Here is a 19,831-nt window from a genome sequence, read left to right as displayed (position 1 = left end):
CGGGCGGTCGGCCGCGTGGTGTCAGCCCCAGGGCGTGACCGTCAGCCGGATGCTCGCCCCCTCCCCCAGGATCGGCGCCGCCGTCGCGGGGAGGGGGACGTGGGCCAGCCAGACGCCACCGCGGGGGTCTTCGTCGCCGCACGGCGTACCGGTGGGCCGGTGTTCCCAGATGGCGCCGGGCAGGTCCGAGTTCCAGACGGCCCAGACACCCGGGCCCGGCTCGGCGGAGCCGACGTCGACCACGAGGATGTCGGCGAAGTCCGCGGTCTGTTCGAGGTGGTCGGTGAAGCGCAGGATCCCGTCCCGCTCCCGCAGCGACAGGATCCGCAGGTGCAGCGCGTAACGCAGCGTGGGGCTCTCCGGGGGCCGGGGCGCCTTGCTGTTGAGGAAGGTCGTCGCCAGGGGGACGGGCTCGGCGGCCGTGCCGTCGCCGTGCGGTTCCGGCAGCTGGATCGGGCACCAGTGGGCGGCCAGCTGTTCGTGCATCACGCTGGGCAGCCCGCGCACGGCCAGCCGCACCTCGGCCTGCCAGCTGGTGCCGCGACTCTCCCGGCTCTCCCGGGGCAGCCGGACGCCGACCAGGTCGGCCTGGACCCGCAGGTCGCCGAAGAGGAAGCGCTGGAGGTTCTGGTAGCCCTCCTCGGAGTTGACGAGTCCGTAGCGTCCGCTGTGACTGCGGTGGACGAACGCCCGGTGCGCGTGGGGCACCTGGGCGTTGTCGATCTGCACCAGCCCGTCGCTGCGCGCGCCGACGGCACGCGCGGACAGGCCGTGGGCGACGTCGTAGTCGGTGGGATCCGTGCCCACCAGGCAGAAGACCCGGTGCGGCGGGAATCCGCCCTCGGGGATCTCCCGCGGGTCCCAGTTCTTCGGCGGACCACCGTCCTCCCGCAGCGAGTCGGGCGTGAGGTACTCGTACATGCGCCGGGGGGCGAAGACGTCGGCGCCGCTGATGCCGGTGGCGGCCATCAGCCGCTCGACGAGACCGAACCCGACGTCGAAGGCGATGCCCCCGTGCGGTGTGCCGTAGGTGAAGAACCTGTCCACGTGGTCCGCCGGATCCTCGCCCAGCTCGGGGAGGATCTTCTGGATCAGACAGCGGCAGACGAGGCCGCCCATGGAGTGGGCCACGAGGTGGACCCGCGGCGCGCCGCTCTTCTCCTTGAGTTTCCTCACGAGGCGGAGCAGGTCCTCGGCCGCGTCCTTGAGGCGGAACTTCCTGGGACTCGTGCCCCAGGTGCTCGCCGAGACGTCGTAGAAGCGGTGGATCCAGATGCTGTCGGAAGGGATCTGGTCGTGCGTGTCCAGGTAGGTCTCCTGGCCGCCCTGCACCAGGATCCGATACCCCTCGTCGAGATGCAGCCGCAGCAACGGGCTCTCGAACTGGTGGAACGCGGGTTTGTCGTCCGGTCCGACGCGCACGTGCGTCGATCCCTCGTTGAAGCCGTAGAAGGGGTCCTGGACGGCACTGTTGATTCCCGAGGTGTCGCCCGCGAGTCCCCTCACGTACACGATGGGGAGCTTCGGCTGGTCGGGCATGGCCCACTCCGCGGCTCGAGTTCGCTGGTGGAGGCACCCTCAAGTCTAGGCGGGCGGGCCCGAACCGGCGACCGGTGCGGCGGCGAGGAAGGCACCGACGCGTCCGGCGAAGCACTGCGGGTCGTCCAGCCACGGATAGTGGCCGGCACCGGGCTGTACGGCGAACTCGGCGTTCGGGAAGGCGTCGGCGAGGAGCCGGGCGAGTGCGGGCCGGGGACCGCCGTCCACCTCGCCGGCGAGCACCAGGACCGGGACGGCCACGGCCGCGAGGGCGGCCCGCAGGGCGGGCGGGTCGAAGGCCTCCGGGTCCAGGAACGCCTTCTCCGCCTCGGAGTTGGTCTGCCCGTCCGCGGCGGCGTCGTGAGCGCGGGCGGCGGCGTCCCACCGGCCGTGGAAGAAGGCTCCGACGACCTCCCAGTCGGGATCGCCCCCGCCCGCGAGCCACGCCTCGAACGCCGGGTACGCCGTGCCGAACCAGGGTTCGTCCGTGCGCAGCCGAGCCGCCGTCAGCCGGTCCTCGGCCGTGGCCGGCCGGCCCAGGGCCCACGGCGTGGCGGTGATCAGCGCGAGCCGCGACACCCGGTGCGGATACCGGGCCGCGTACAGCAGCGCGAGACTGCCGCCCGCCGAGTGGGCGAGCACGTCGATCCGCTCCTGTCCCAGCCGCAGGCGCAGCGCCTCGACGTCGTCGACCTGCCGGTCGCAGCGGTAGGTCGCCGGGTCGGCCGGGACGGCGGAGTCGCCGGTGCCCCGCAGGTCGAGGAGGACGAGGCGGCGGTGGGCGGCGAGACCGCCGAGGTCGCCGAGGTAGGCGGAGGCGCGCATGGGTCCGCCGGGCAGGACGACGAGGGGCTCGCCCTCGCCCCGTACGTGGTAGGCGAGCTCGGTCCCGTCCGGGGCGGTGAAGGTCGGCATGCCCCGATCCTCGACGGGGACCGGACCGGTCCGCAACGGAGTTCACCCGGACGAAAGTCACCGCCGCCCTCTTGCCTGCGGCCGGCCGGCCTGGATTACTGATCCCGAGGAAGATCGACCGAATGATCGGTCGTCCGTATTGGCATGGTTCGATGGCCGTGTCGGCGTGGTCCGACGAGGGTGACCAGGGTGATGAGGGAGAAAGCCCCATGACGGATGCGAGGAACCTGCTGGACGAGGGCGAGCGCCTCGACGAGGACGCCCTGCGCGCCCTGCAGTTGGAGCGGCTGCGGGCCTCACTGCGCCACGCGTACGCCCATGTGCCCTTCTACCGCGAGTCCTTCGACAAGGCGGGCGTCCACCCCGACGACTGCCGCGCCCTCGGCGACCTGTCCCGCTTCCCGTTCACCACCAAGGCCGACCTGCGCGAGCACTACCCGTACGCGATGTTCGCCGTGCCCCGGGACCGCATCCGCCGCATCCACGCCTCCAGCGGCACCACCGGCCGCCCCACGATCGTCGGCTACACGGACGCCGACCTGGCCATGTGGGCCGACATGGTGGCCCGTTCACTCCGCGCGGCCGGCGGCCGGCCCGGCGACACGGTCCATGTGGCCTACGGCTACGGCCTGTTCACCGGCGGCCTCGGCGCCCACTACGGTGCCGAACGCCTCGGCTGTACGGTGATCCCCGCGTCCGGCGGCATGACGTCCCGTCAGGTGCAGTTGATCCTGGATCTCGAGCCCCGGATCATCATGGTGACCCCCTCCTACATGCTCACGTTGCTCGACGAGTTCGAACGCCAGGGCGTCGATCCGCGCTCCACCTCGCTGCGGGTGGGTGTCTTCGGCGCCGAGCCGTGGACGGAACGGATGCGCCAGGAGATCGAGGACCGGTTCGCGATCGACGCCGTCGACATATACGGGCTGTCGGAGGTGATCGGTCCCGGGGTCGCGCAGGAGTGCGTGGAGACGAAGGACGGCCTGCACATCTGGGAGGACCACTTCTATCCCGAGGTCGTCGACCCGATCACCGGCGAGGTGCTCCCGGAGGGCGAGGAGGGCGAACTGGTCTTCACCTCGCTGACCAAGGAGGCGATGCCGGTCGTCCGCTACCGCACCCGTGACCTGACCCGGCTGCTGCCGGGCACGGCCCGGGTCTTCCGGCGGATGCGGAAGGTGACCGGACGCAGCGACGACATGGTCATCCTGCGCGGGGTGAACCTCTTCCCCACCCAGATCGAGGAGATCGTGCTGCGCACGCCGGGCGTGGCGCCCCACTTCCAGCTCCGCCTGACCCGCGAGGGCCGCCTCGACGCCCTCACGGTCCGCGCGGAGGCACGCCCCGACGCGACCCCCGAGGACCGTGACACGGCCGCGCGCACCATCGCGGCGGCCGTGAAGGACGGGATCGGTGTGTCGGTCGGCGTCGAGATCGTCGATCCGGAGTCGCTGGAGCGGTCGGTGGGCAAGCTCAGGCGGATCGCGGACCTGCGGAAGTCATGACGCGAACCGTTCGCGCAGCTCCCGCTTGAGGATCTTGCCGCTGGCGTTGCGTGGCAGCTCCGCCACGAACAGCACCCGCTTCGGTGCCTTGAAGTGAGGAAGGTTCTCGCGGGCGTGGGCGACGAGTTCCTCCTCGGTGACCTCGCCGCGCGCCACGACCACGGCCGTGATCACCTCGATCCACTTCTCGTCGGGCAGGCCGATCACGGCGGCCTCGGCGACGGCGTCGTGGGTGTACAGCGCGTCCTCGACCTGGCGGGAGGCGACCAGCACCCCACCGGAGTTGATGACGTCCTTCACCCGGTCGACGATCGTGAAATAGCCGTGGGCGTCGCGCACGGCGAGGTCGCCGGAGTGGAACCAGCCGTCGCGGAAGGCGGCCTCGGTCTCCTCGGGCTTGTCCCAGTAGCCCTCGCACAGCTGCGGGGACCGGTAGACGATCTCACCGGCCGTGCCGTCGGGCACGTCCTTGCCGTTCTCGTCGACGACACGGGCGTCCACGAACAGGACCTGGCGCCCGCAGGAGTCCAGCCGGCCCTTGTGCTCGTCGGGGGCGAGGACGGTGGCGAGCGGACCGATCTCGCTCTGCCCGAAGCAGTTGTAGAAACCCAGCTTCGGCAGGCGTTCACGCAGCCGCTCCAGTACGGGCACCGGCATGATCGACGCCCCGTAGTACGCCTTGCGCAGCCCGCTCAGGTCACGGGTCGCGAAGTCGGGGCGGTTGGCCAGGCCGATCCACACGGTCGGCGGCGCGAAGAGGCTGTCGACGCGGTCCGCCTCGATCAGGTCGAAGAGACGGTCGCCGTCGGGCCCGTCCAGCACGATGTTCGTCGCGCCCACCGCGAGGTACGGCAGCAGGAACACGTGCAGCTGCGCCGAGTGGTACAGCGGGAGGGAGTGCGCGGGGCGGTCGCCGGCGCTCAGGTCGAGGGCGGTGATCGCGCTCAGGTACTCGTGCACCAGGGCGCGGTGGGTCATCATCGCGCCCTTGGGCAGAGCCGTCGTGCCCGAGGTGTAGAGCAGCTGCACCAGGTCCTCGGAGCGCGGCTCGGGACCGTCGTAGGCGGGAGTCGCGGGCAGCCGGGCGAGGAGCGAGTCGTCCGCGTCGCGCAGCGCGAGCGTCCGGGTGCCGGCCGGGAGCCGGCCGGCCAGGTCCGGGTCGGTGAGGACCAGCGCGCTGCCCGACTGGCGGACGATGTACGCCAGGTCCTCGCCGGTCAGGTTCTGGTTGACGGGGACGTGCACCAGTCCCGCGCGGGCGCAGGCGAGGAAGGCGATGAGGTAGGCGTCGGAGTTGTGCCCGTAGGCGCCGACCCGGTCGCCGGCGGCGAGACCCTCGCCGAGCAGGACGCTCGCCGCGCGCGAGACGGCCTCGTCGAGTTCCTCGTAGGTCCAGGTGCGGTCGCGGTACTCCACCGCGACGCGTGCCGGGGTGCGGCGGGCGCTGCGCCGCAGCACCCCGTCGACCGTGCTGCCATGTCCGGGCGTCATGACTCATGATCCTCGGGTGGCGGCCGGGGCGGGTCAAGTCGTCGGCGGGCCTGGATGCCGGCCGGGCCGTCGCGGTGGCGCCCGCTCCGGGGGGACGGGCGCCCCACGCGTCACACGTCTCCCGGGCCCCGCTCAGACGGGCCGGGTCCGTCCCTCCCAGTACGGCTCCCGCAGCCGCCGCTTGTAGAGCTTGCCGTTGGGGTCGCGGGGCATCTCGGTGATGAAGTCGATGCTCCTGGGCCGCTTGTAGCCGGCCAGCCGTTCGGCGCAGTGGCCGAGGAGCGCGGCGGCGAGGTCGGGTCCGGGCGCGTGGCCGGGGGCCGGTTCGACCACGGCCTTCACCTGCTCGCCCCAGTCGTCGTGCGGGATGCCGAAGGCGGCGGCGTCGGCGACGGCGGGGTGGGCGAGCAGCGCGGACTCGATCTCGGCGGGGTAGATGTTGACGCCGCCCGAGATGATCAGGTCGATCTTGCGGTCGCGCAGGAAGAGGTAGCCCTCCTCGTCGAGCACGCCGAGGTCGCCGACGGTGAAGAAGTCGCCGATGCGGTTCTTCCGCGTCTTGTCGGCGTCCTTGTGGTAGGCGAAGCCGCCGGTGGTCATCTTCATGTAGACCGTGCCGAGTTCGCCGGGCGGCAGGCGGTTGCCGTCGTCGTCGAAGACCGCCAGTTCGCTGATGGGCCAGGCCCTGCCGACCGTGCCGGGCTTCTTGAGCCAGTCCTCGGCCGTGGCGAAGGCACCGCCGCCCTCGCTGGCCGCGTAGTACTCCTCCACGCAGGTGCCCCACCAGTCGATCATCGCCCGCTTCACATGGTCGGGGCAGGGCGCGGCACCGTGGATGGCGTGCCGCATGGACGACACGTCGTAGCGGGCCCGGACGTCCGCCGGGAGGGCCAGCAGACGGTGGAACTGGGTCGGGACCATATGGGTGTGGGTGCACCGGTGGGTGTCGATGAGACGGAGCATCTCCTCGGGCGTCCACTTGTCCATCAGGACCAGGGGGTGGCCGATGTGCAGGGACGCGGCCGCGAACTGGAGCACCGCCGTGTGGTAGAGCGGCGAGCACACGAGATGCACGTTGTCGTCGAACGGCCGGACGCCGAAGATGCCGAGGAATCCGCCGAGGTAGGCCTCCTCGGGCAGCTTGCCGGGCAGCGGGCGCCGGATGCCGCGCGGGCGGCCCGTCGTGCCCGAGGTGTAGTTCATGACCCAGCCGAGGGTGCGGTCGGCGGGCGGCGACTGCGGTTGTCCGTCGAGGAGTTCGGCGTACGGCCGGAAGCCCTCGACCGCGCCGACGGAGTACCGGTGCGTGGCGGGGAGACCGGCCTCGTCGGCGGCCCGGCGTGCCTGGTCGGCGAACCGCTCGTGGGCGAGGAGGACCTTGACTCCGGAGTCGGAGACGATCCAGGCGATCTCGGGGCCCACCAGGTGGTGGTTGACGGGAACGAGGTAGAAGCCGGCCTGGGTGGCGGCGAGGTGGGCGGTGAAGAACTCGGCCGAGTTGGGCAGGACCACGGCGAAGGCGTCGCCGCGCTCCAGACCGGCGGCGCGCAGTCCGTGCACGAGCCGGTTGGCGGCGGCGTGCAGACGTCCGGCGCTCCACTTCTCTCCGTCCGGCGCGATCAGGACCGTGCGGTCGGGGTCCTGGGCCGCCTGGGCCCAGAAGCCCGCGGGGGGTGTGCTGGTGGTCATGTGCCGCTCCTTCCGGCGATGCGGTTGACGCGGTCCACGGCCCGTTCGAAGCCGCGGGTGAGGTCGTCGAAGACGGCCTGGACGCTGCGGACGTCGTTCATCCGGCCGACGATCTGACCGACGGGCGTGCCGAGCAGGGGGTCGACCTCGTACTTCTGGATGCGTGAGACGGCCTCGGCGACGAGCAGGCCCTGGAGCGGCATGGGAAGGGTCCCGGGCCCGTCGTCGGCGTCCCAGGCGTCGGTCCACTCGGTACGCAGCTGGCGGGCGGGTTTCCCGGTGAGGGCGCGGGAGCGGACCGTGTCGCCGGAGCCGGCCGCGAGGAGCTTGCGGGTGAGGGCGGATGAGTGCAGATCGGCCTCGGCGGTGGTCAGCCAGACCGATCCGAGCCAGACGCCCTGGGCGCCCAGCGCGAGGGCGGCGGCGACCTGCTGTCCGCTGCCGATGCCGCCGGCGGCGAGGACCGGCAGCGGGTCGACGGCCTCGACGACCTCGGGGGTGAGCACCATGGAGGCGATCTCGCCGGTGTGGCCGCCCGCCTCGTACCCCTGGGCGACGACGATGTCGATGCCGCCCTCCTGGTGCTTGCGGGCGTGCCGGGCGCTGCCGGCGAGGGCGGCGACCAGCACGCCCCGTTCGTGGGCGCGGGCGACGACGTCGGCGGGCGGGGAGCCGAGGGCGTTGGCCAGCAGCCGGATCGGGTAGTCGAAGGCGACGTCGAGCTGGCCGCGGGCGACCTGTTCCATCCAGCCGGTGATCCGCCATCCGGACGCCTCGCCCTCGGCCAGCTCGGGCACCCCGTACTTGGCGAGGGTCTCCTGCACGAACTGCCGGTGCGCTGCGGGGATCATCGCCTCGACGTCCGCCTCCGTGACGCCTTCGACCTTCTTCGCGGGCATGACGACGTCGAGGCCGTACGGCCTGCCGTCGACATGCGCCTCGATCCAGTCGAGGTCGCGTCTGAGGTCGTCGGGCGCGGTGTAGCGGACCGCGCCGAGCACGCCGAAGCCGCCGGCGCGGCTGATGGCCGCGGCGACGGCGGGGAACGGCGTGAAGCCGAAGACGGCGTGCTCGACTCCCAGTTGCTTGCTCAGCTCCGTCTGCATGGGCGCAGGATGCCGCAGCCGGTGCGACGACGGAAGCCTCTTTCTGATACTCCGTCAGATTTGCTGTCCTCAGCCGGGCACGTGCATCCGCTGGGTGCCCACGACCGACAGCAGCCGCAGCGCCTGCTCGGACGGCGAGCTCCCGGGGCGGCCGTGTAGATGACCACCCGCTGGTCCCGGTCGGTGATGTCCAGGACATCGCAGTTCACGGTGACGAGACCGACGAGGGGGTGGTCGAAGGTCTTGCACAGGGTGGGCCGCGCCGCCACCTCGTGGGCCGCCCACAACTCGGCGAACTCCGCGCTGCCGGTGAGCAGTTCGTCTCAAGGGCGCCTGGCTGGCCATGTCCGCCGAGATCGCCGCGATCCGGGCGACGGCGGGCACCGGCGCGATCGTGAACACGTCCAGCGTCGGCAGTCTCATGGGCAACCCCTGGCTGCCCGCGTACGGCGCGGCCAAGCGGGCGCTGAACAGCCTCACCGCGTCGGCCGCCGTCACCTACGGCCCGGAGGGCATCCGGGTGAACGCCATCGCGCCCGGCACCACCCTCACCGAGACCGGCGGGCGGGGTGAGCCGTCACGCCGTGGGCGCCTCCAGCACCGCCATCGCCGCGTTGTGTCCCGGCACCCCGCTGACCCCTCCCCCGCGCACCGCGCCCGCGCCGCACAGCAGCACGTTGGCGTGCCGGGTCTCCACGCCCCAGCGGCCGGCGCCCTCCTGGGCGTACGGCCAGGCCAGGTCGCGGTGGAAGATGTTGCCGCCGGGCAACCCGAGGTCGCGTTCCAGGTCCAGCGGGGTCCGCGCCTCGACGCAGGGGCGGCCGTCGGCGTCGGTGGCCAGGCAGTCGGCGAGGGGCTCGGCGAGATGGGCGTCGAGCTGGGCGAGGGTCGCCCTCAGGAGTTCCTCGCGCACGGCGTCGTTGTCCCGCTCGAAGAGCCGGGCGGGAGTGTGCAGACCGAACAGGGTCAGCGTCTGGTAGCCCCGCGCCACGAGGTCCGGGCCGAGGATGGTGGGGTCGGTCAGGGAGTGGCAGTAGATCTCCGAGGGCGGGGCGGCGGGCAGTTCACCGGCGGCCGCCTGGGCGTGGGCGGTGGCGAGCTGCTCGTAGCCCTCGGCGATGTGGAACGTGCCGGCGAACGCCTCGCGCGGGTCGACGGAGCCGTCCCGCAGCCTGGGCAGGCGCTTGAGCAGCATGTTCACCTTGAGCTGGGCGCCCTCGGCGGGGGTGGGCGGCGCGTCGCCGGTGAGGGCCGCGAGCGCCTGCGGGGAGGCGTTCACCAGGACGTGCCGGGCGGTGGCGACGCCCTCGCCGTCGGCGGTGCGGTAGGTGACCTCCGCCGAGCGGCCGTCCGTGTCGATGCGTACGGCCTCGTGCCCGGTGGCCAGGACGGCGCCCGCCTCCCGGGCGGCGGCGGCGAGGGCGTCGGTCAGGGCGCCCATCCCGCCCACGGGTACGTCCCAGGCGCCGGTGCCGCCGCCGATCACGTGGTAGAGGAAGCAGCGGTTCTGCTTCAGGGAGGGGTCGTGGGCGTCGGCGAAGGTACCGATGAGGGCGTCGGTCAGGACCACACCCCGCACCAGGTCGTCCGTGAAGCGCTCCTCGACGGCGACGCCGACGGGCTCCTCGAACAGGGTCCGCCAGGCCTCCTCGTCGTCCACGCGGCGGCGCAGTTCGTCCCGGGTGGGCAGCGGTTCGGTGAGGGTGGGGAAGACCCGCCGGGCGAGGCGCCCGGTCATGCCGTAGAAGCGCTCCCAGGCCGCGTACTCGCGCTCGCCGCCGGTCAGCCGTGCGAACGCCTCCCGGGTGCGTTGCGCGCCGCCGCCGACGAGCAGTCCGGTGGGCCGCCCGCCGCGCTCCACGGGGGTGTACGAGGAGATGGTGCGGCCCTGGACGCGGAAGTCCAGCCCGAGGTCGGCCACGATCTTCTGCGGCAGCAGGCTGACCAGGTACGAGTAGCGGGACAGCCGGGCGTCCACGCCGGTGAACGGGCGGGTGGAGACAGCGGCGCCGCCGGTGTGGTCGAGCCGTTCCAGCACCAGCACGGACCGGCCGGCCCGGGCCAGATAGGCGGCGGCGACCAGGCCGTTGTGGCCGCCGCCGACGATCACGGCGTCATAGGCGCGGTGTCCCCGGTGATCCGCGTGTCCGTCGTGTTCCTCGTGTCCCTCGTGTGCAGGCATGGTTCTTCGTAACACGAGCCGATCAAGGTCGGCCAGAGGTGGTCACGGCCGGCGCAGCCGACCGCCAGGGAGGTCGGCAGGAGCCGAGGGCGGGGTACGCGCGGCGATGCGCGCCCGGCGGCGGTACACGGAGCCGGGCTTGGCCCGAGACCTACGCCCCGCCCGCCGCGCGGTGCTGTTGCAGCACCGCCACCCGCCGGTACAGCTCGACCGCCTCCTGGCCCCGGCCGAGCCGTTCCAGGCAGTGGGCCTCGTCGTTGCGGCCGGCGAGGGTGTCGGGGTGGTCGGCGCCCAGCAGGTGCTCACGGGCCGCGGCCACCCGCCGGTACTCGGTCAGGGCGTCGGTCCAGCGGCCCAGCCAGCCCAGGCCGACGGCCACCTCGCGGCGGCTGACCAGCGTGTCGGGGTGGTCGGCGCCGAGCACGCGCTCCCGGATGGCGCACACGTCCCGGGACTCGGCGAGAGCCTCCTCCCAGCGGCCCAGCCGGCCGAGGTTGACGCCGAGACCGTGACGGGCCCGCAGGGTCTCGGGGTGCGCCGGGCCGTGGATGCGGGTGCGGTCGTCCACGAGGTCGCGGTAGAGCTGGAGCGCCTCCGCGCTGCGGCCGAGACGGCCCAGGCTGATGCCGGTCTCGTAGCGGGCGGCGAGGGTGTCGGGGTGGTCGGGGCCGAGGGCCTGCGCGCGGGCCGCGGCGACCTCGCGGTAGGTCTGGAGCGCTTCCGGCCAGCGGCCCAACTGACCGAGGGCGTAGGCGACTTCGTAGCGGGTGACCAGGGTGTCCGGATGGACGGGGCCCAGGACGCGACCGCGGGCGACGGCCACCTCGCTCGCCATCCGGTAGGACTCCTCCAGCCGGCCGAGCCTGCTGAGGTTGAAGGCGAGGTTGTGGCGGCAGCGCAGGGTGTCGGGGTGGTCGGGGCCCGCCGTGCGCACCCGGGCGGCGAGGACCGAGGCGTACACCTGGTGGGCGTCGAAATGGCGGCCCAGCCGGCCGAGCACGTAGGCCATCTCCTGCCGGGTGGCGAGCGTGTCGGCATGGTCGGCGCCGAGCACCCGGGTACGGGCGGCGGCCACGTGCTGGTACTCGCGCAGCGCGTCGGCCGCGCGGCCGGTGCGACTCAGGGTGAAGGCGACCTCGTAGCGGCTGGCGAGCGTCTCGGGGTGGTCCGCGCCCAGCAGGTGCGCGCGTTCGGCGGCGACCGCGCGGTGCACCTCCCCGGCCTCCGCCCACCGGCCGAGCCGCCCCAGGCCGAGGCCGGCGCCGTGCCGTCCGGCGAGCGCGCTGAGCGCCTGCGGGGACGGCGTGTCCGGGGCCGGCGGGGCGGGGACCGCGCCGAGCGCCGGCCGGGGGATCCACTCGCCGGTCAGGGCCGCCCCCGCGTCCGGCGGCATGACCCGCAGCGCGGCGCCGGTGGCCTTGTGACCGGTCGTCATGCCCTGCGTCCAGGACGGCAGCCGCGGCTCGCGACCGGCGGGCCCGGTCGGCCGCGGCTCGGGCCGGGGCGTCACCAGGGTCGGTATGTACGCCGGTGCGGTGCGGCCCGCGGCGATGCGCCGGACGATCTCGCGGGCGTCCTGGGGGCGCTGGTCCGGCCCCTTCGCCAGCAGGTCCAGGATGATCCGGTCGAGATGGCCGGGCAGGTCGGGGCGGAGTTCGCGCGGGGGCCGGGGCGGGGTGTCCCGGTGGCCGACGAGGATCGCCCAGGGGTCGTCCAGGTCGAACGGCGGGGCCCCGGTGGCGATCTCGTACAGCACGCAGCCCAGCGAGTAGAGGTCACTGCGCTGGTCGACCTCCTCCCCGCCGATCTGCTCCGGCGACATGTAGTGCGGGGTTCCCATGGCGATGCCGGTGCCGGTGAGACGGGAGGTGAAGCCGATGTCGTGGCCGAGGCGGGCGATGCCGAAGTCGCAGATCTTCACCGTGCCGTCGGCGAGCCGCACGATGTTCGCGGGTTTCAGGTCGCGGTGCACCACGCCCTGCCGGTGCGTGTAGGCGAGGGCCGCGGCGACCTGGTCGGCGACCTCCACGACGTCGGCGACGGGCAGCGGCCGGCGCTCGTTGTCGTCCAGCAACTGGCACAGGTTGCTGCCGTCGAGCAGCTCCATGACCAGGAAGAGGACACCGTCGCTGTCGCCGAAGTCGTGGACGACCGTCACCCCGCGGTGCTGGAGCGCGGCCGCGACGCGGCCCTCACGCCGGAACCGCTCCCGCAGGACGCGCCCGGAGGCCGGGTCGTGGTGCGGGGCGATCGGTTTCAGGCACTTCACGGCCACCTGCCGGCCGAGGGACTCGTCACGGGCCCGCCACACCTCGCCCATGCCACCGCGCCCGATCCGGTCCAGCAGCCGGTACCGGCCCTGGATCACCCTGCTCTCCGCCATAGTGCGCCGCCGCCCCCGTTGCTTTCCGGCCCTCCCCTGGCCGGTCCAGTATGGCGGCCTATCGCCCGACTTTGAACGGGGCAGGGCGAGCTTCGGGGCCGAGCCTCGCCATGGCCCGCAGGACGTGTTGGGGCGGGAGTTGCCACCGCACACGTGCGGGAACGCAGCGCAGCAGGGTGCCCATGGCACGCAACTCCCTGGTGACGGTGGCGGGTTTCGGGGCCCGTCTGCCGTACAGCTGGTGGGCGTACGGCGGCAGGGAGGCGTACGCCAGGTGCGCCACCCGCCGCCACAGCAGGGCGCGCGCCGGGACGAGCAGCGGGTGGACCGGCGGCCGCAGCAGGAAGTCGTCCACCTCGTGCGCCTCCGCCCCGGCGGCGAGTTCGGGGCGCAGCTTCTCGAAGTACGCGTCCATGTCGGTCCGGCCGGCGGGTACCGCGTCGGGGTCGAGCCCCACCAGGCGGGCGCTGACGCGGTGTTCGGCGAGGTAGCGGTCGGCTGCGGCGTCGGAGAGGGGGTAGCCGGAGCGGCGCAGGACGTGCAGGTAGGAGTCGATCTCGGCGCAGTGCACCCACAGCAGCAGCGCGGGTTCGTCGACGCCGTACCGCTCCCCCGTGTCCGGATCGGTCGCGGACAGCAGGCGATGGATCCTGCGGACGCGGGCGCCGGCCTTCTCGGCGGCCTCGGTGGTGCCGTACGTCGTGGTCCCGACGAAGTCGGCGGTGCGCATCAGCCGGCCCCAGGCGTCGCGCCGGAAGTCGGAGTTCTGCATGACCCCGCGCACGGCACGCGGGTGGAGTGCCTGGAGGTAGAGCGCGCGGACCCCGGCGACCCACATCATCGGGTCGCCGTGCAGCTGCCAGGTCACACTCGACGGGCCGAACAGCCCGGGGTCAGCGTTCATACCGGCAGTGTGGCCAGGATCGCCGGTTGGCGCCAGGGAACGTTCGTGACCTGCAACGCGAACAGGCAGTGGGCGTCGTCGGCAGCGGGGCCGATCAGCCTCCTTCGGCGCAGGGCATCGGCCGCAACCGATACGGTCAGCCCGCTTCAGGGTTTGGTGAGAGGTCCGGCGTGCAGTGCGTTCAGGCGGCGCCGGTAGTCGTCCTCGTCGATCTCCCCGCGGGCCAGCCGCTCGCGGAGGATGTCCTCGGCGGAGGGCGTGGCCGGGGCGTGGGTGTGCTCGTGGGGCTGATTGAGGGTGCGGAAGAGCAGCACGGCGACTGTGATGATCAGCACCCAGAAGAGGATCATGCCGGCCGACATCGCGAACCAGCCCCAGCCGCCGACATCGTGGTCGTACCAGAACATCATCGCCACTCACCTGCTTCGGCCTTGTTCCGTGGCCGGATACGGAGGGCACCCAGCGACTTCTTGCCTTCACCTGCATTGTTCCGCTGCCGGGCGTGGCGGTCTGGGGCCGAATGGTCCAGGGCCGACGGGCCATAGCGCCCCTGTCAGGCAGGGGTGGCCGGGCTGATGGACGCCCGGTGGCCAGGCGCACCAACGTCTGGAGTTCCTCAGGGCGTACCACGGCCAACGCGGGGCTCACTGTCGAAAGATCTTGCCCGTGAACTGGACGCTGCGCGCTGCCATCGTTGCGGACGCCGCAACCACTGCCGTCGTCTCGGGCTTGAAGATCAGGTCGTAGACCCGCTGCATGACGGCGACGACGTCGTGTCCGGGGTGGCCCTGTCCTCCGTGTTCGTGATCCCCGACGTGGCCACCTGGTCCATCGTGCCCAGCGGTCGCCGGGCCCACCCAGGGGGCCTCGACGCTGACCCATGGCCCTTCGGCGAACCACGAAACGGCTCCCACGGTCTTGCGGGTGACCTGCCCCGGATGCGCGGCGGTGTGCGCGGCGTACCAATCCTCGATGCGGTCGTCGACCCAGCCGTGCAGGCGCCAGAAGATGGGATGCACGTGTGACGAGAACGTGTCGTTGAGATCGTCGTGGTAAAACGGCTTGCCGCTGCGCGTCGCCTTGATCCACTTGTCGGACGTATCGGTAAGCGGCCGACCGCCCGGCAGCGGCGTGAGCGGATCTTCGGGCTCCGTCGGAAGCGAGCACCACCGGATGTGCATCAGATTGTGGATCAACCATTCGATCTTCGCGCCGAGCTGGTCGAGGGACAGTGTCGCAAGGTATTCCGGATTCTTGAATTTTCGCTCAAGGAACGTCATCCGTGATTGCCAGTACTCATCGCTCTTGATGGTCGCCAGCCCCTTGAAGGCGGCGTCTCCCTGCCCCTGATCCCAGGCCTGGGGCACGGAAAATCCGTCGCGATTCCGTGACTGCCGGTTCGGGGCGGGAATGGACGACCATGACTGGATCATGGGCAGACCGTGTCCACTCAGCAGCTCGCGGACCTCCTGGAGCATCTGGCGATGCATGTAGAGGAAATCCTCACCGGCGCCGTTGTCCGGCTCGCGCTGGTCAACGGTTCCACGCGTGGGGAATTGGTTCGGGTGCGGCGGGGCCCAACCGAGATTGGTGATCTCCACCTTGTCGCTGTCCGAAATATCGCCGTCGCTCGGTGTGGCCCAATTGTCCCGCAGCCCGTGCCAGATCGCGTGGTGCAGGCGATGGTGCCGCGAGCCCACCATTTCGAGCATCTCGGGAGGAAGCCGAATCGCCTCGCGCGCCTCGACGAATGCGGGGCGCACCATGACGAACGAGGCGACGCTGCCGGCTCGGGCCGCGCGGTCGAGCGTCTGGTTCGGCGCGAGGTCGTCGTGCGGCTGGCTGCGCACGACCGAGCCGACGATCGCGTCGACCTGTCGGCGGCCGTTCGGCCATTTGGTGGTGTAGTGCCCCTCATACTCGTACAACCAGCCGTCGCTCGGCGTTTCGGGCAGGCCATGGGCGTTCCACCTGATCCAGGTGACTCCGTCGCTGTCCTCGATCCTGCCGTTCAGGTGCATATCGAGCGGACTTTCATCGGTGCCCATCTCGAACAGCCCTGTGAGCGCGCCCGTGACCGTTGGATGAAACGTCATCACTCCCTGGCCAAAGAGGTAACGGGACCACTTGTCGACGTCGTCCTTCACGATGTTCTCGGGGTCGAGGTCGGGCAGGAGGTCGCCTCGATTGATGAAGCTGCGATAGGTCCAACTGCCGGCGAGCAGGTCATAGATCATGGTCGTTCGACCCCATCTCGTTCGACGCCGCGATCGCTTGGACTCCGATCGGCGGCATGCTTTATAGAGGATCCGTGAAAGAAAGCCCTATTTACCTGGCCGGCCGAGACCTGCTTCCGGCCCAAGGACGGTGACGTCCACCGATGCGGAGTTGCCTCCTGCAAATGGGTCATTCCAACCCATCGAGAAGAAGAATCCTCTACGCCATCGTTGCCGTGCCGTCTAATTCCATCATCACGAATGACGTTGACTGCCGGCGATTTCCAATGCGTTGCCGATCACGTCCACGGTTGGCGCAAGAGGACCGGGCATGTCGAGCCTCACCGCACGTCGGCCACGACGCGGAAACTCCAGTGGTCGTGGCCGAGTTGAGACTGCGCCTCAATCAGTGTCCGCTATGCGCGCTGCATTCGCATCCGAACAATCTTGAGCGCGGATTCCGCGACATGAAGTCCGAGCCGCCGCTACGACCGGTCTTCCACCGGTCCCCGCGGGGCCGGGGCGGCCGCCGTCGATGCCCCAGGTACCTGCAGCCAACGCCCCCCGACGCGACCGCGCCCGGCCACACCGTGAGGTGCGGCCGGGCGCGGTGCACAGCGGCTGGTCAGTGGTAGGCGTGGACGACGGCGTGGCCCTTGCCGCGGCCGATCATCCACTTGTTGACGGGCGTCGTGAGCAGGAAGGCGATGACGAACCCGCCCAGCAGTGAGGTCCAGAACAGGGTGTCCGCGAGGTGGGCGTCCATCGCACCGGGGACCAGGGCGATGATGCCGTTGTCGACGAGCTCCATCACCGCGATCGAGACGGTGTCGGCGGCAAGCGCCACCTTCAGGGCGGTCCTGAAGTCCAGACCGGCCTTGCGGACCGCGAACAGCGTGAACGAGTAGCCGAACACGAACGCCAGCACGATCGCCAGGACCGTGGTGCCCACGTTGCCCCACATCAGGGCGGTGCCGATGACCATGCCGAGGATCTCACCGATCGCACACCCGGTCAGGCAGTGCAACGTCGCCTTCGCGGCGGCCCCCCAGGTCACCGAGCCCACCTGGTGCCCGGCGTGACCCGCGTGCGCCTGGTGCGCCTGGTGCGCCTGGTGCGCCTGGTGCGCCTGGTGCGCAGCATGGTCGTGAGCGGTGCTGGTGTGCTGAGTGCTGTGGTTCATGACCGTCTCCCCAATCCGTCCAGTGTGTGCTCCCGCGGACCCACAGCACAACCGTATACCCCCCTGGGGTATTCCGCGGGGTCGCTGAGCCCAGCAGAGGATGCGGGGTAGGCCGAGCCCGCCACGTACGGGCGCCAGGCGGAAGTCCACGACGAGGGAGCGGGCTCCGGCGGCCCTGGGCGATCCGGCCGACGGCCTTGCGGTCCGAGTGAAGCGAGCGGTCATGCGGCGCGGTGGCGGGGCGCCAGGGTGGCGTGGATCCGGTCGCGGATGCCGGCGAGGCCGCCGGTGGCGGTGACCACGACGCCGGGCATGGAGTCGAAGTTCTCCGCCGCATACAAATGCCTGGTCACAGCAGGCTAACGCCGCACCCGCGGCATCCCCAGGCCTATCCACGAGATGATCTCCCGCTGGATCTCGTTGTTGCCGCCGCCGAAGGTGAAGATCACGGCGGACCGGTAGCCGCGTTCGAGTTCGCCGTGCAGCACGGCGCCCGCCGAGCCCTCCTGGAGTGCGCCCGGGGCGGCGACGACCTCCATCAGCCAGGCGTAGGCGTCCCGGCGGGCCTCCGAGCCGTAGACCTTGACGGCGGAGGCGTCCTGTGGAGTGAGGGTGCCGCTCTGGAGGGCGCCGACCATCTGCCAGTTGAGGAGCTTGAGCGCGTCGAGCTTCACATGGGTCCGGGCGAGCAGGCGCCGCACCCAGGGCAGGTCGACCACCCGGCGGCCGTCGGCGAGCTTCGTCCCGGTCGCCCAGCGCTGCACGTCGTGCAGGGCGCGGATCGCCATCGTGCCGTGCGCGGCGAGGGTCACCCGCTCGTGGTTGAGCTGGTTGGTGATCAGTCGCCAGCCCTGGTTCTCGGCGCCGACGCGCCGCGAGACGGGGACGCGCACGTTCTCGTAGTAGCTGGCGGTGGTGTCGTGCGAGGCGAGGGTGCGGATCACCGTGCAGGAGTATCCCGGGTCGCCGGTCGGCACGAGGAGCATGGTGATGCCCTTGTGCGGCGGGGCCTCGGGGTCGGTGCGCACCGCGAGCCACACCCAGTCGGCGGTGTCGCCGTTGGTCGTCCAGATCTTCTGCCCGTCGACGACGTAGGTGTCGCCGTCGCGCACCGCGCGCGTCTTGAGCGCGGCGAGGTCGGTGCCCGCGTCGGGTTCGCTGTAGCCGATCGCGAAGTCGATCTCACCGGCGAGGATCTTCGGCAGGAAGTACGCCTTCTGCTCGTCGGTGCCGTACCGCATGATCGTCGGCCCGACCGTGTTCAGCGCCATCAGCGGCAGCGGCACGCCTGCCTGGGCGGCCTCGTCGAAGAAGACGAACTGCTCGATCGGGGTGAGGCCGCGGCCGCCGTACTCCTCGGGCCAGCCGACGCCGAGCCAGCCGTCCGCGCCGAGCCGTCGGATCGTCTTGCGGTAGAAGCTCTTGGCGGCGACCGGGTCGATGTGCCGGGCGTAGGCGTTGTGCGGCACCAGTTCGGCGAAGTAGGCGCGCAGTTCGCTGCGCAGTCGCAGTTGCTCGGGCGTGTGGTCGAGGTGCACGGCGCCTCCTGGCTCCCCAAGGCCGGTCCTGACGGCGCACACGGTAGAACGTGTTTCAGAAATTGGGAATGGCGGGGACTCCCTTCCTTGCGGGGCCCTCTTCCTCGAGGTCCCGGGCGCCGGGCCTCAGGCCAGCGTGGCCATGAATTCCGTGCAGGCCTCCGCACAGGCGCGGCAGGCGGCGGCGCCCTCCTCGGCTCCCGGGTGCCTGTCGAAGACGTGGGCGGTCTCCAGGCACACGGTCCGGCACCACTCCAGTTGGGCGCGGATGCCGGCCTCGTCCAGGCGGTTGTCCTCGGACAGCACGCGACAGGTCGCGTCGCACACCTCCGCGCACATGATGCCCTTGCGGCGCAGCAGCGCCTGATCGTCGGTCCCGTCCGGATCCACGAGGCTCGCGCGCAGCGCACTTTCCCGCGCACACTCGGTGCACGCCTGGGCGCAGGCGAAGCGGTCCTCGAGGAACCGGAAGAGCTCCTGTTGCGATGTCTGGTACGTCTGAGATGTCGTCGGGGTCACCCATGACGGGTAGCCGGGCGCGACGGCACGAAACCCGCGGGCCTGCCCGCGAAGCAGCGCCGACCGCCCCGCGCCGCCGCGCGCGAGATGCCGTCCACGAAGGGTCGTGGGTGCGGAACGGCGGGCCGTGAGTCCGGAACGGCGGGTTCCTGCGCTGATGGCGGATTCATGCCCTATTTGTTGGGTATTCGCCCTATATGACTACCGCAAGCGTTCAGCTGGCCGCCTCGAGCGGCCTGCTCAGTCTCGTGCTGTTCGCGGTCGCGATGGCCGTCCTCGCCGTCCTGGGGGGCAGCTTCTGGCTGGGCACGCGTGAGAAGTCGCGCGAGTCGGCCCGGCCGCGCCCCGAGGAACAGCCGCACCTCCCGCCGGAGGGCGCGGTGCACGAGATACGCGAGAACCGGGAACCCGACGAGGTGCCGCGGACGCCGAAGGGCGGCCGTCCCCTCACGCCGTACGAGCTGACCAACATGCAGACCCGGTCGAGCGGGGACAAGACACGGCCGCGCTGGAGCCGCGGCAGCAGTGGCTCGTTCGGCGGGGGCGGCATCGGATCCCACTGACCCGGACCGGCCGGCCGAGCCGAGCCGAAGGGCGACCGGAACCGGTCGCACCAGGCCACACGGGAGGAGTCGAGCGGGGCGGGCCGTCACGGTCGTGA

16 protein-coding genes and 2 pseudogenes are annotated in these 19,831 nt (G+C 71.6%); 3 read left to right on the top strand and 15 right to left on the bottom strand.

Features of this window, described 5'->3' with window-relative positions:
* Window positions 1-21 precede the first annotated feature (21 nt).
* A complete protein-coding gene (locus tag QQM72_RS36850) occupies window positions 22-1,539 on the bottom strand; it encodes an esterase/lipase family protein (RefSeq protein ID WP_314225152.1) in 1,518 nt (505 codons plus the stop codon).
* Window positions 1,540-1,584: 45 nt separating this feature from the next.
* Window positions 1,585-2,454: an alpha/beta fold hydrolase gene (locus QQM72_RS36845; RefSeq protein ID WP_314225151.1), complete on the bottom strand. Its 870-nt coding sequence runs from the start codon at window positions 2,452-2,454 to the stop codon at window positions 1,585-1,587.
* A 209-nt stretch (window positions 2,455-2,663) separates the two neighbouring features.
* On the opposite strand from QQM72_RS36845, the gene paaK reads away from it, so the two are divergent.
* Complete coding sequence (gene paaK, locus QQM72_RS36840) at window positions 2,664-3,959, top strand: phenylacetate--CoA ligase PaaK (protein ID WP_314225150.1); 1,296 nt, start codon at window positions 2,664-2,666, stop codon at window positions 3,957-3,959.
* On the opposite strand, the gene QQM72_RS36835 is transcribed toward paaK, so the two are convergent.
* The 4 genes and pseudogenes from QQM72_RS36835 to QQM72_RS36820 form a co-directional block, all read right to left on the bottom strand.
* Window positions 3,954-5,450, bottom strand: a complete 1,497-nt coding sequence (locus tag QQM72_RS36835; RefSeq protein WP_314225149.1) for an acyl-CoA synthetase — start codon at window positions 5,448-5,450, stop codon at window positions 3,954-3,956. The genes paaK and QQM72_RS36835 overlap by 6 nt on opposite strands.
* A 132-nt stretch (window positions 5,451-5,582) precedes the next feature.
* On the bottom strand, window positions 5,583-7,139 hold the full coding sequence (locus QQM72_RS36830; protein WP_314225148.1) for an acyl-CoA synthetase: 1,557 nt from the start codon (window positions 7,137-7,139) through the stop codon (window positions 5,583-5,585).
* Entirely contained in the window at window positions 7,136-8,245 is a 1,110-nt protein-coding gene (locus QQM72_RS36825) for an NAD(P)H-dependent flavin oxidoreductase (protein ID WP_314225147.1), read from the bottom strand. Before QQM72_RS36825 ends, QQM72_RS36830 begins: the two co-directional genes overlap by 4 nt.
* A 69-nt stretch (window positions 8,246-8,314) precedes the next feature.
* Window positions 8,315-8,565, bottom strand: a pseudogene (locus tag QQM72_RS36820) (MmyB family transcriptional regulator); the annotation flags it as partial.
* Between QQM72_RS36820 and QQM72_RS36815 the strand changes: the two are divergent.
* Window positions 8,559-8,909 (top strand): annotated as a pseudogene (locus QQM72_RS36815) (SDR family oxidoreductase); the annotation flags it as partial. The pseudogenes QQM72_RS36820 and QQM72_RS36815 sit on opposite strands and share 7 nt — an antisense overlap.
* Here the strand turns inward: QQM72_RS36815 and QQM72_RS36810 are convergent.
* The 9 genes from QQM72_RS36810 to QQM72_RS36770 all read right to left on the bottom strand — a co-directional run bounded on the left by QQM72_RS36810 (window position 8,823) and on the right by QQM72_RS36770 (window position 19,170).
* The gene (locus QQM72_RS36810; RefSeq protein ID WP_314225146.1) at window positions 8,823-10,427 is read right to left on the bottom strand and encodes a phytoene desaturase family protein; all 1,605 of its coding nucleotides are present in this window, start codon (window positions 10,425-10,427) and stop codon (window positions 8,823-8,825) included. The pseudogene QQM72_RS36815 and the gene QQM72_RS36810 sit on opposite strands and share 87 nt — an antisense overlap.
* 151 nt (window positions 10,428-10,578) lie before the next feature.
* On the bottom strand, window positions 10,579-12,810 hold the full coding sequence (locus tag QQM72_RS36805) for a serine/threonine-protein kinase (RefSeq protein ID WP_314225145.1): 2,232 nt from the start codon (window positions 12,808-12,810) through the stop codon (window positions 10,579-10,581).
* 58 nt (window positions 12,811-12,868) lie between these two features.
* A complete protein-coding gene (locus QQM72_RS36800; protein ID WP_314225144.1) occupies window positions 12,869-13,714 on the bottom strand; it encodes an oxygenase MpaB family protein in 846 nt (281 codons plus the stop codon).
* 146 nt (window positions 13,715-13,860) lie between these two features.
* The gene (locus QQM72_RS36795) at window positions 13,861-14,124 is read right to left on the bottom strand and encodes an SHOCT domain-containing protein (RefSeq protein ID WP_314225143.1); all 264 of its coding nucleotides are present in this window, start codon (window positions 14,122-14,124) and stop codon (window positions 13,861-13,863) included.
* A gap of 234 nt (window positions 14,125-14,358) precedes the next feature.
* Complete coding sequence (locus tag QQM72_RS36790) at window positions 14,359-15,951, bottom strand: hypothetical protein (RefSeq protein ID WP_314225142.1); 1,593 nt, start codon at window positions 15,949-15,951, stop codon at window positions 14,359-14,361.
* Window positions 15,952-16,555: 604 nt separating this feature from the next.
* A complete protein-coding gene (locus QQM72_RS36785) occupies window positions 16,556-17,113 on the bottom strand; it encodes a DUF4396 domain-containing protein (RefSeq protein WP_314225141.1) in 558 nt (185 codons plus the stop codon).
* Window positions 17,114-17,334: 221 nt separating this feature from the next.
* Window positions 17,335-17,466, bottom strand: coding sequence for a hypothetical protein (locus QQM72_RS36780; protein WP_314225140.1), 132 nt, complete (start codon window positions 17,464-17,466; stop codon window positions 17,335-17,337).
* A 6-nt stretch (window positions 17,467-17,472) separates the two neighbouring features.
* Window positions 17,473-18,651 (bottom strand): acyl-CoA dehydrogenase family protein, encoded by a 1,179-nt coding sequence (locus QQM72_RS36775; protein ID WP_314225139.1) that lies wholly within the window; start codon window positions 18,649-18,651, stop codon window positions 17,473-17,475.
* A 126-nt stretch (window positions 18,652-18,777) separates the two neighbouring features.
* Window positions 18,778-19,170 carry a ferredoxin gene (locus tag QQM72_RS36770; RefSeq protein WP_314225138.1) on the bottom strand — a complete coding sequence of 131 codons (393 nt, stop codon included), beginning with the start codon at window positions 19,168-19,170 and terminating at the stop codon, window positions 18,778-18,780.
* Window positions 19,171-19,367: 197 nt separating this feature from the next.
* On the opposite strand from QQM72_RS36770, the gene QQM72_RS36765 reads away from it, so the two are divergent.
* Entirely contained in the window at window positions 19,368-19,733 is a 366-nt protein-coding gene (locus QQM72_RS36765; protein WP_314225137.1) for a DUF6479 family protein, read from the top strand.
* Window positions 19,734-19,831 lie beyond the last annotated feature (98 nt).

It is taken from the genome of Streptomyces zaehneri (assembly GCF_032248645.1).
Taxonomy (GTDB): Bacteria; Actinomycetota; Actinomycetes; order Streptomycetales; family Streptomycetaceae; genus Streptomyces; species Streptomyces coriariae.
This window is presented reverse-complemented; position numbering and strand designations above follow the sequence as displayed.